Source organism: Leptospira ainazelensis, from assembly GCF_016918785.1.
In the GTDB taxonomy this organism is placed as follows: Bacteria; Spirochaetota; Leptospiria; order Leptospirales; family Leptospiraceae; genus Leptospira; species Leptospira ainazelensis.
In genome coordinates, this window is the sequence record NZ_JAFFPT010000062.1 from 21720 (window position 1) to 33119 (window position 11400).

The 11400-nt window shown below is 43.0% G+C and carries 6 protein-coding genes; 2 read left to right on the forward strand and 4 right to left on the reverse strand.

Going from position 1 to position 11400, the window contains the following annotated elements; translation table 11 throughout:
- Nucleotides 1-158 precede the first annotated feature (158 nt).
- On the reverse strand, nucleotides 159-1190 hold the full coding sequence (gene lpxK, locus JWG44_RS14545) for a tetraacyldisaccharide 4'-kinase (protein ID WP_205275736.1): 1032 nt from the start codon (nucleotides 1188-1190) through the stop codon (nucleotides 159-161).
- A gap of 17 nt (nucleotides 1191-1207) precedes the next feature.
- Nucleotides 1208-3103, reverse strand: coding sequence for an ABC transporter ATP-binding protein (locus tag JWG44_RS14550; protein WP_205275737.1), 1896 nt, complete (start codon nucleotides 3101-3103; stop codon nucleotides 1208-1210).
- Between JWG44_RS14550 and JWG44_RS14555 the strand changes: the two genes are divergently transcribed.
- Nucleotides 3103-4662 carry an ABC transporter substrate-binding protein gene (locus tag JWG44_RS14555; RefSeq protein WP_205275738.1) on the forward strand — a complete coding sequence of 520 codons (1560 nt, stop codon included), beginning with the start codon at nucleotides 3103-3105 and terminating at the stop codon, nucleotides 4660-4662. The genes JWG44_RS14550 and JWG44_RS14555 overlap by 1 nt on opposite strands.
- On the opposite strand, the gene JWG44_RS14560 is transcribed toward JWG44_RS14555, so the two are convergent.
- Both JWG44_RS14560 and JWG44_RS14565 read right to left on the reverse strand, forming a co-directional pair.
- Nucleotides 4640-7078 (reverse strand): transglycosylase domain-containing protein, encoded by a 2439-nt coding sequence (locus JWG44_RS14560; RefSeq protein ID WP_205275739.1) that lies wholly within the window; start codon nucleotides 7076-7078, stop codon nucleotides 4640-4642. The genes JWG44_RS14555 and JWG44_RS14560 overlap by 23 nt on opposite strands.
- A gap of 581 nt (nucleotides 7079-7659) precedes the next feature.
- On the reverse strand, nucleotides 7660-9516 hold the full coding sequence (locus tag JWG44_RS14565) for an OmpA family protein (protein WP_205275740.1): 1857 nt from the start codon (nucleotides 9514-9516) through the stop codon (nucleotides 7660-7662).
- 111 nt (nucleotides 9517-9627) lie between these two features.
- Between JWG44_RS14565 and JWG44_RS14570 the strand changes: the two genes are divergently transcribed.
- On the forward strand, nucleotides 9628-11262 hold the full coding sequence (locus JWG44_RS14570) for an ABC-F family ATPase (protein ID WP_205275741.1): 1635 nt from the start codon (nucleotides 9628-9630) through the stop codon (nucleotides 11260-11262).
- Nucleotides 11263-11400: the final 138 nt, after the last annotated feature.

An 11400-nucleotide genomic window follows, 5' to 3' on the forward strand; every position in this document is an offset into this window, starting at 1 on the left:
TCTTAGAAACTTGAGGAATCGATTCAAATTGAGATCACATTTGTAATAAAAAACAAAAATCTATAACTTGCAAAATGGAACGAAATTCTTTTTTAAAAAATGAAAAGATGCGGATCAAGGTAGAAAAATCAGAGTGAATTTATCTTCCGAGAAAGAAGTTATACGATTTGATTCTTAAGGGATGAAATGAGTTTGTCTTCTTTATCCAGTTTACTTTCTAAGATAAGAATTTTTAGATTTTCCGGAGGTTCGGAAATTTTTACCAAATCTTTTTCGGTGCAGATCACGAAGTCAAAGGATTTCGAAATCGACATGAGTTCGTTTTCATCTTCCATCGTATAAGAATGATGATCTCTAAACGATCTCGTCAACAATTCAACCGGATGAAAACTTCGGATCATCGAAAAGAAAACTTCGGGATTTCCGATCGCAGTAAACGCATAAACTTTTTTCCCGTATAAAAGTTTTGTGGAATCCAATTTTAAATTCGGCGACAAGAGTTTGTCCGGTTCTAAGGAAAATCTTAAGATTCCCTTTGAGAATTTTTTCTGTAAATTCTGAACTACACGTTCCACCGAAGGTTCGTATTTTGAAAACACGATCCAGTCGGCTCTCGAAAGGGCCGAAAACGGTTCTCTCAAATTACCGGCGGGAATCAAAAATCTTTCTGTAAAAATTTTGCTCGAATCTAAAAGAACGATGTCGACGTCTCTTTCCAATACGTGATGTTGAAAACCGTCGTCCAAAATGACGATCGTTTCCTCTTGAATTCCCAATTCTTCCCTAAAACGAAGATAGGACGCGTAACGATCGCGACCGATCCATACTTCCGCAAAGGGAAGATGTTTTTTTAAGAGTATGGGTTCGTCTCCCGCTTCTCTGGGACTGGATTGTTGTGTTACCCTAAGTCCGTTTTTCGTTTTTGTAGAACCGTAACCTCTGGAAAGAAGAACGATTTTTTTATCCGGAAATTCTCTATGAATCGTTTTAGCGAGAAAAATGGAGAACGGGGTTTTGCCGGTTCCTCCCATAGATAGGTTTCCAACGCTGATCACAAAGGCTCCGGGAAGTTTTTTTTTAGCCGTGAATTTCTGATCGAGCAGAAAGATGCCTCGATAAACGAACGAAAGCGCGTAAAAAATCGGAAATAATAGGACTTGGATGAGTGAAAAAACGGTGAAGGACTTCATGAGTAAATTAGAATTTTCTAAATCGAAGCGTTTTCCGCCGTTTCGGCGAATTGGATGTCGTAGAGTTTTTTGTATTTTCCGTCCAATTGGATCAGTTCGGAATGAGTTCCGGATTCTACGATTCTTCCGTCCTCCATCGCAAAGATCCGGTTCGCGATCTGAACGGTGGAAAGTCTGTGAGCGATGATGATTACGGTTCGATTCTTATAAAGGGATTCCAACGCTTGTTGAACGAGTCTTTCCGATTCAGTATCGAGCGCCGAAGTAGCTTCGTCCAGGATAAGAATTTCAGGATTTAGGAGAAGGGCCCTTGCTATCGCGATTCTTTGCCTTTGACCGCCGGAAAGCATAACTCCTCTTTCACCTACTATCGTTTCAAATCCTTCTTCAAACGAAACGATGAATTCCATCGCGAAGGCTTGTTCACACGCAGCATAGAGTTGTTCGTCGGTGACGCCTTGATTTCCGTAACAGATGTTTTCTCGGATCGTTCCGTTAAAAAGAAAAACCTGTTGTGCTACGATTCCGATTCTTTTTCTGAGATTGCTCAGATCCAGTTCTCGAATATCGATATCGTCCAAATAGATCTCGCCTTCCTGCGGGTCGATAAGTCTCGGGACAAGATCGACTAACGTGGATTTTCCGGCTCCGGAAGCTCCTACAAGTGCGATCGTTTCTCCTTTTGGAATATCAAGATTGATTTCCTGGATCGCGGGATTTTTGGAACCCGGATAACTGAAGGTTACGTTTTTGAATCGGATTCCTTTTACCATCTTCTTTAAAAATTTCGGATGTTCCGGATTCTTAACGTCAGTTTCCTGATCAAGAAGTTCGAATACTCGTTCACCGGCGGAAATCGCGCTCTGAATCGAGTTGGAGAGCATACTCATCTGTTTGAAAGGTCTCATCAAAAAAATCAACGTTAGGAAGAACGCCATAAACATCCCTCTCGAAAACGTTCCATCTTCCATGAGATACGCGCCGAAACTTAGGAAAATCACCGCGACGATCGAACTGAACAATTCGGTCAAAGAAGGGCCGATCTGATGATAAAAATGTCCTTGGAACGTTTTGTCCGAAAGATCCTGATTGAGTTCCCGGAATCGATCCGCTTCGGCTTTTTCCATGGAGAAGGCGCGGATCACACGAATTCCGGAGATCACTTCTTGCAGATGTCCGTTTAACGAGGACAGACGTTCTTGTTGATTTCGGGTCGCCCTTCGTATCTTATCGGCGAACGCCGAAACCGGTCCCATCACGAGAGGAACTATGATAAAAACAGCCAAAAACATTTTCCAGCTCAAGTAGAGAAGAAGAAGTAAATGTGTGATGATATAAAAAAAATCGATGATCGCGTCTTTGAGATCGGAGCTGATCAGTTTACCGAGGACTTCCACGTCGTTGATGATTCTACTCATCAAAATTCCGGTTTTTTCCTGTACAAAATGGTTGAGAGGAAGCGTCTGCGCCTTAGCATAAAGCTCCGCCCTTAGATCCCGAATCGCTAGATAACCCGCCGAGTTGATACAATATACGGCGGCGGCCAAGAAGATCAGTTTGAGTAGATAAACCGGAAAGACGATAAAACAAAAAAGCAAAACGAGTTCGTCGTGGCTCATCGTTTTCAGAGAAGAATTGAGTTTGATCTTCCACTGAGCAAGTTTGAGTTCGATGGATTCTACGCTCGAAAAAGTATCTTTTTCTTCGTAACGTTGGATGAGGGCCCTATCTTTTTTTGTGAGGGAAATTTCAAAACTCGTCTTTTCTCCGGTTCCCAGGGAATCGAAGATCGGTATCAAAGAGGTGAGAGAAGCTCCGTTTAAGACCGAAACGAGAAAAGAAAGTACGACCCCGGAAATCAGTCTGTATTTGTACTTGAAGGAATACTTTAGGAGCCGTTTATAGATGTTCATTGGACAGGTTTAGTCTTTTGAATACTTCTCAACCCTTTTTTGCAGGAATCCTTGTTTTGTCCCTTCTTTTTTCCGCTTGTAATTCGCGGGAAGAAGATCCGGAAGAATTGATTCTTTCCATTCCTTCGGATCCGATCAGCTTGGATCCTTTGTTTTCAACGGATTTGTCTTCGAGAACTCTCGGCAAATTCTTATATCCGTTTTTATTTCAAAAAACTTCGGACGGAAAAGAAGATGATCCACTTGTGGAGTCCTTTCAGTTGAAAGGTTCCGGCGAAGTTCGTTCCCTCCGACTCAAACTCAAAACCCATCTTCTTACAAATGGAGAAGAATTAAGAGCGAGGCACGTAAAAGAATCTTTGGATCGACTCGTAAACACGCCGGGACCGAGAAGGAATCAATATTCCTTTTTGAAAGGGACTACCGTTATCGGAGAAAAGGAGATCGAACTAAAAATCACCGGAGGACTCAGACAAGCCGTCGACGCTCTTTCTTTACCTCCGTCCGCGATCGTATGTTGTAAACAAAACGAATCGGATCCACTCGATGCGGAATCCTTTGAAACATTAGAAAAAAATAATATTTCGCCGATTCCAAAAGCGGGTCGTTACGTTTTGAAAGAATGGAAAAAGAACAATTATCTCCTCTTGGAAAAAAATCCTCACTTTCACGGAAACCTTCCCAAAAAAATTCGTTTGAGAATTTTGGCATCCGCTTCTACCGGCGTGTTTTTGTTTTCCAAGGGAAGAATGGATCTGATGCGTCTTCCCAATTTTCTACTCAAAAATCCGAATCTAAAAAAAGAAAATTTGTATTTTAGAAAAGGGAGCGGGGTTCAATACATTGCGATCCAAGCAAAGGAACCCTGCTTTGATCTCAATTTTAGAAAGGCGATCAATGCGGCGATCGATCCTAATCTTGTGATTCAAAAATTGCTCGAAGGAAACGCAGACCCGACGTTCGGCTCCGTTCCCCAGGGAACCGTTTCCGAAACGACTCGTCAGGAAATTCTAAATAAGAATTCCGAGATCGGCGCCGTGTCCGGTCATTCGAAAATTCTCGCGATCGAATATCTCAAAAAGTCCTCTTGTTATCCAAAAATTTTGGAAAGAGAAATCGATTTTAGAATGCGCGGCGACGAGGAGAATAGCGCGAACGGATTGGCCTTGGCCGGTTTTCTAAAAGAGATCGGATTGAAGATTAAAATTCGTCCGTTGGAAAAGGCGATTCTTTATAAAGAGAACGCGGAGGGAAAAGGAGATCTAACGTTACTTTTTTGGTACGCGGATCTTCCCGGCGCTTGGAACTTTATAGATCCTTTATTTTCCGGTAAAGACAAGGGGAACGGAGGCAATCGCGCTCATTATGAAAATTCCGAATTGGAAATTCTATTTTCCAAAACGAGGAAATCCGATTCTTTGAATTTAGAATCGGAAACCTCTAAGGCGCTCCAAATTCTTCTGAAAGAATATCCTTGGGTTTTCCTCTGGTCTCCGTATGAAACGTTTCTCATTTCCGAGAGAGCAAAACGGTATTCTAATTTGGCGGAATTTCTTTAACTTCCGGAAGTTCGAGCTCGACCGAATCCTCATCTCCTTCTTCGGTTTGCGGCGAAGCGGTTTTTCTTTCTCCGATCGCGGCGCCGTTTTCTTGAGTTGCGGTTTCCTGCGCTGCGTTAGTCGCATCGGCCGGAGGAGCGGGTTGTTCTCCGATATAATAGTACTGTCCATAAAGAGGGTGTGCGCAGGGAACGGATGAATGTAGAAGCGAACCCGTATCTCCGCAGACGTCCACTTTCACAAAATCACCGTTAAACGGCTTGATCAAAGAATCCGAAAAGCCGATATTGCTCGCGATATAATTCACGTAACGAAACCAGATGTTTCCGCTGATCGCGGAACCGGAACCTTCGAAGGGAGCTCCAACGTCGTTCCCTATCCAGACAGTTGTAACCAAGTCCGGATTTACACCGGCGAACCAAGCGTCTCTGACTCCTTTGCGAGATCCCCATTTTTTACGCGCTTCTTTCGGGGATTGGACCGTTCCCGTTTTTCCACCCATCGGAAACGAATCTTCAGCGTTTACTCTGAGTTTCATAGTTCCTTGTTCGCTTAACACCGCTTCCAAAAGATTTATCGTTTCCGCGCAAGCGACCGGATCCAAAATCTGAATCGCCTCTTCCGGACCTTTGAGAGGAGTCGAAAACATTTCACTTCCTTCAAAATCCGTGATTCTTAAAATTTGAATCGGCGTAACTTTTTTCCCGCCGTTGGCGATGGTTGCGTAGATAAGGGCGAGTTCCATTGGAGATAATTCTCCCGAACCGAGGGCGAGGGAAAGATTGGGTTGAAATCTTTTTTCCAAGGTCGTCTTATCGATATCCAGGATCATGGAAATTTTTTCCAAAAAATCGCCGACTCCGACTTCGTTTAACAATTTTACTGCAACCGTATTGATGGACTGCGCGAAAGCGACCCTTGCCGTGATTTCACCCCGATAACCTTTATACCAATTCTTCGGAGAATATCCCCGGATATTGATTTCCTCGTCCACAACTTTGGAAGAAGGAGTGACGATTCGATTTTCAAAAGCGATCGCATATACGAGAGCTTTGATCGTGGAACCCGGTTGTCTGAGCGCGGAGACCGCACGATTGAGCCGGAATATATTCGAAATTTTGTAACTACCCACCATCGCTTCGATATAACCGTTGCTCGGATTGATCGAAATAAGGGAACCGTTCATGTTGTCTATGATGGATTGTTGTGTTCTTACTTCTTCGGCGTTGTTCTTTTTTTGATAGGCCGATTTGATTTCGGTTAACTTTTTACGGACGGATTCGATTCCTTCTCTGAGAGATTTTTCCGCAGCGTCTTGTTTTTCGTAATCGAGAGTTGTATAAACGTTCATTCCTCTCGTTTCAATGTCGATTTCGGAAAACGTGTCCAGAATATGCTGGCGAATTCCATAGTTAAAATCGGGAGCGAGGTTGACGGTAAAGTCCTTATCAAAACCGTATCTTGCTATTTCGGAAGAATAGAATTCTTTCTCTCCGTCTTTTGTGATTTCGACTTTATAAATGGCTTTAAACTTTTTGAGATTCGATTCTATAAGGTTTGAAAAGTTTTTTCCTACTTTGGAAGGATTTGGATTTAAGTGCGCGTTATCCGCCATCGGAACCAATACCAGCTTTTGTCTTTTTAACGCCGTTTTGAGACTTCGGACCGGGTTGTAATTGGAGGGTGCTGGAATGATTCCTACGAGCATAGCGGCTTCTTCCGGAGTGAGCTCGGCCGCGGCCTTGTTAAAATAGTAGCGGCTCGCTTCTTCTACTCCGGTGTTTCCTTCCCCCAGAAAAATTCGATTGAGATACATGGCGAGAATCGTGTTCTTATCGAATTGACTCTCGAGATAAAAGGTACAGTAGAATTCCGTAATTTTATTGAAGATGTTTCTCGCTCCTAAATCTAGGGTGAGTTTTGCGAGCTGTTGTGTAAGAGTCGAACCTCCCTGTTTTTGAAACGTAGTGAGGTTGATAATCAGAGCTCTGATGAGAGCCGTGTAATTGATTCCGTGGTGGTTGTAGAATTCACGGTCTTCGGATGATAGAAGCGCCCAGACGATGTTTCCATGTTCTGCGAGATTGTCTGTTCGGATCGGTTTGAACTTTCTTCTGGAAAATTCTCCGATCATTTTTCCATTTCGATCTAAAATCCGAATGGAACGAATTTGACTGACTTCGTAGTAATTGCTGACTTCATTTTTAAATTTATCAAGATTGGAAACGACTTCGTCCTTTTTTGTCAACCAGACCACGTAAGAGCCGCCTATCAAAAAGGAACCGATTGAAAGGGCGGCGATCGCGCCGTATCTTAGGATCTGTTTCCAATGGGCCTTCGAAAAAAGGAAGAGATTTTGAATTCCCTTTTTTAGGGAATGTAAAATGGAGAATAGTTTCTCGTTACCGGATGCCATCGTTTCCTCTTTATCTCTATTGATCTCAGAGAAAGACAATAGAAACCGCAAAATCCTTGTAAAGTATTAGAATTCTTTTGAACGAGTTTCCGAGGATGCCCCAGGTGAATTTTGAAATTTGTCAAATGAATTTTGAGAAAAGGGGTTTTGTCGGAACTCCGACAAGACTTGTTTTTCCCCGGGTTGAAAGTGGGATCTCTGGAAATCGAAGTAGGAACTCCTATAAAAAATCATTGGCCTTTGTTCTGAAGCTGAATCAAAGTCGGAACTCCGAGAATTAAGCGGATGAAACGGGGAACAATCCGAAGAGAAATCTTGGAAATTTCCTTAAAATTAGGAGTTCCTACATTTCCTTACACCGGAAAAGCGAATTCTTCTACGAAAACGAATGCGGGAACTCCACGGGAAGCCGCCATCCTTTGTTTTTTCGGAGAAACAAAACGACAACGGCGTCCCGAACGTTTTCTTAAAAAGAACCTTTAGAATGGAATCCAAACTTTTGTAGGAACTCCCATAAATAAAACTATTCTTTTAGGTGCGGGTCCTTCGAAAGCAAAATCAATGGGGGATCTCACACACTCTCACTTCTTTTTCAAAATCGTAAAGTTTACTCTCCGATTTTTCCGACGCCCTTCTTCCGAATCGTTCTTATACAAAGGAACGCCGTCTCCAAAGCCGCGAGTTTGGATCCTTCCGATCGGAATCGAATGTTTTTTGGAAAGATATTCGGCGACGGCTAACGCACGTTTCTCGGAGAGAAGGAGATTGTCTTTTTTCTTACCGACGTTATCCGTATGTCCTTCGATCTGAATTTCGATTTCCGGATTTTCTTTTACGATCTCCGCGAGCCTATCCAACTCAGGAGCGGATTCCGGAGCGATCTGAAAACTTTTTGATTCAAAAAATAAGTTATTGATTTGAATCGTTCCTCTTTCTTGGATCGGAGGCAGTTGTAAGACAACTTCCACGTTTTCGGGAATTTTTTTCTTAGAACTCAAGTTTAGATTTTGAGAAACGGGAAGATATCCTTTTTTCTGCGCGTAAAAACCGTAGTTTTCACCGAACGGAAGAACGATTGAAAAGTTACCCGTTGCGGGATCGCTTTTTGCGCTTCCAATTTTCTCGTGAGACTTTAAGGATTCGTAATATATCTCCGCGGAAAGCGGATTTCCGTCCGTGTCGACGACTTTCCCGTTGATCACAACGACCTTATCCGGACGCATCTCCTTTGGAAGATACGCCATAAACAACTGACCTTCTTTGCTGATATAGGCCCAGTCGCTGTTCGCCGGAATGGAAAAAAAATTCACACCTTTTAGATTTTCGGAAACCTCGGTCGGTTTTGTCCATTGGTCCCAACCGTCTCCGATTCTTTTTGTCATATAGATGGAAAGTCCTTTATGACCGTCGCTGGAAAAGTAAAGAGTTCTATCGTCGCTCGCAAGGAAAGGAGCCATCTCTTCGTTTTCGGAATTGATCACTTCTCCTAAATTCATTCCGAGAGGAAAGGTTCCATCGGATAACATCCTGCTCACGTAAAGATCAAGCTTACCCTTAGCGTCTTTGTGTTGAGAAGAATAGATCAAAATTCTTCCCGAGGAAGAAAGAGTGGAACCGCCGAACACTTCCTGACTCGAGTCGTTTTTTTTTCTATAGAGGTTATAAAAATCAGGAAATTTTAATATACTCGGCTTCGACCAGGATTCCTTTTCTTTAAAACTTTTATAGAGCGGAACTCTTCTTGTGATCTGTTTTGATTTATCGTCGTATTCGTTTCTGAGTTCTTCGATTTTTTTTCTGTATTCGTTCGAGTTTTTGGAAGAACGGGCGGCCGCTTCACCTTTGGATTCGAATTCTTTACCGAGTTCGTCCAACAATTCTTTTTCGCCGAACGTTCCAAAGACGAAGAGTTCGTTCCCGCCGGGTAAGGCTGAAATAACCGCGGAAGGCATCTCGTTGTTGAGAGGAGAACCCATTTCTTTTCCGTCTTCCCAAAATCCTCTTTCGTCGAGTTTGGAAAACCAGATCTTTTGAGTTCCGGACTTGCCCCGTTTGATATAAGCGGTCCAGAAAAGATACTTCCCATCGGGAGAAGCGTTTGGATTGAAAGCAAATATATTATGATTTACATAGTCCGGAATTTTTTTGATCGTCCAAGGTTTGATTTCGCTCGTGTTTAGGAATGGATAGATTTCGTATCGTATCGGATTACAAGTGGAACCTTTCATGTTGCAAAGAATCCGAACGGTCTTATCGTTGAGTTTGGAAAGTTCGCCCGTGATTTCGTTCGATTCGATCGGGATAAATGAGTTCTCCGTACTCAATAACTTTCCGAACTGGAGAATCTTTCCCGTGAATATTTTATCCTCGGCCTGAAGACCGGTAAGAAACGGAAAACTCAGAATCAACGGAAGAATGGATCGAAGTTTTGAGCGCATACATTCTAACCTTCGGTTGAATTTCGAAACTTCTTAATTCTCCTTTTTCTTGGCAAAAAACCCTACCTTGAAAATCATGGTCATGATTCTCCCCCTGGCAGGTATTCTCAAATGATCAGCACTTCCGGATTAACCCTAAACTTTGGTAAAAAAATTCTTTTTGAGAACGTCACGGTTAAATTTAAGGAAAACTGCCGCTATGGATTGATCGGCGCTAACGGCTCCGGTAAATCCACCTTTATGAAAATTCTCGCGGGCCTCGAACAAGCCGCCAACGGCGCGGTTTCCATCGACGCCGGGGTGAAAGTAGGATACTTAAAACAGGATCACTACGAGTTTGAAAACGAAACCGTACTCAATACCGTGATCATGGGAAATAAGGATCTCTGGGAAGTTTCTAAGGAAAGAGACGAGATCTATTCGAAACCTGAGATGTCCGACGAGGACGGAATGAGAGTTTCCGAACTCGAAGAAAAATACGGAGAACTCGGGGGTTATGAAGCCGAAAGCACCGCCGGAGAACTTCTGGAAGGTTTGGGAATTCCCACCTCGAGTCACACGCAGACTCTTTCCTTTTTGACCGGAGGTTTTAAACTCCGAGTATTATTGGCGCAGGTCTTGTTTCAAAAACCGGAAGTTCTTCTTTTGGACGAACCTACCAACCACTTGGATATCAAGACCATTCACTGGCTGGAAGAATTCTTAATCAACTATCGCGGCGTCGTCATCGTGATTTCCCACGACCGTCACTTTATCAATTCCATCGCAACTCATATCGCCGACTTGGACTATCAATCACTTACAATCTATCCCGGAAACTACGACGAATACATGGAAGCTTCCACGATGGCTCGGGAAAGACTTTTGGACGAGAACAAACGGAAGAAAGAAAAAATCGCCGAGCTTCAGGAGTTCGTAACCCGTTTTAGCGCGAACGCGAGTAAGTCGAAACAGGCCACTTCGAGACAAAAGCAGATTGAAAAAATCAAACTCGACGACGTAAAACCTTCCTCTCGGGTTTCTCCATACATTCGTTTTAAAATCAAAAAACCTCTGGGCAAGGATGTGATTCTCGCGGAGAATATTTCCAAAACCTATGACCGTCCTATTTTTAAGGACTTCACGACCAACATCACAAAGGGTGAGAAGATCGCGATCATCGGAACCAACGGAGTAGGGAAGACTACACTTCTGAAAACTCTGATGAAACAACTCGAACCCGATTCCGGAAAAGTTGTGATCGGGGATTCCGTTACCGCTTCCATTTTTCCTCAGGATCACAGAGAAGGAATCGTGGAAGACGCCGATACGATCGTAGAATGGCTCTATCGTTACGCAGATCCGGGAACGGAGATGGAAGAGATTCGCGCGATTTTAGGAAGAATGTTGTTTAGCGGAGATATGGCTAAAAAACCGACAAGCGTTCTTTCCGGAGGAGAAAAATCTCGGATCATCATCGGAAGAATGATTATGACGGGAGACAATCTTCTTGCGCTTGACGAACCTACCAACCACTTGGATTTGGAAACGATCGAAGCTCTGAACTACGCGTTATCCGTCTTTGAAGGGACCGTGATCTTCGTTTCGCACGACCGCGAATTCGTTTCCTCTCTTGCTACCAGAGTAATCGAAGTTTCCACGGAAGGAATTCGGGATTTTAAAGGAAGTTATGAAGATTTTCTCGAAAGAGAAGGTGCGGAATTTTACAAACGTTTGTCCGGCGGTCCCGTTCTTGCGGAAACCTGAATATCCTTTTAAACCAATTCTCCTCGACTTGATTTTTAATATCTAAGAATCGAGAAAAAAACGAAGCCTATTTCGAAACGTCGAAGTAGGTTTTTTTATTTCTCCAAAGTAGTCTTAAATAAAACATATCTTTTATAT

Bases quoted from the DNA above. Each gene is read 5' to 3' on its own strand.
- JWG44_RS14565 (WP_205275740.1), bottom strand. From the start codon at position 9,516: ATGCGCTCAAAACTTCGATCCATTCTTCCGTTGATTCTGAGTTTTCCG.
- lpxK (WP_205275736.1), bottom strand. From the start codon at position 1,190: ATGAAGTCCTTCACCGTTTTTTCACTCATCCAAGTCCTATTATTTCCG.
- JWG44_RS14570 (WP_205275741.1), top strand. From the start codon at position 9,628: ATGATCAGCACTTCCGGATTAACCCTAAACTTTGGTAAAAAAATTCTT.
- JWG44_RS14560 (WP_205275739.1), bottom strand. From the start codon at position 7,078: ATGGCATCCGGTAACGAGAAACTATTCTCCATTTTACATTCCCTAAAA.
- JWG44_RS14550 (WP_205275737.1), bottom strand. From the start codon at position 3,103: ATGAACATCTATAAACGGCTCCTAAAGTATTCCTTCAAGTACAAATAC.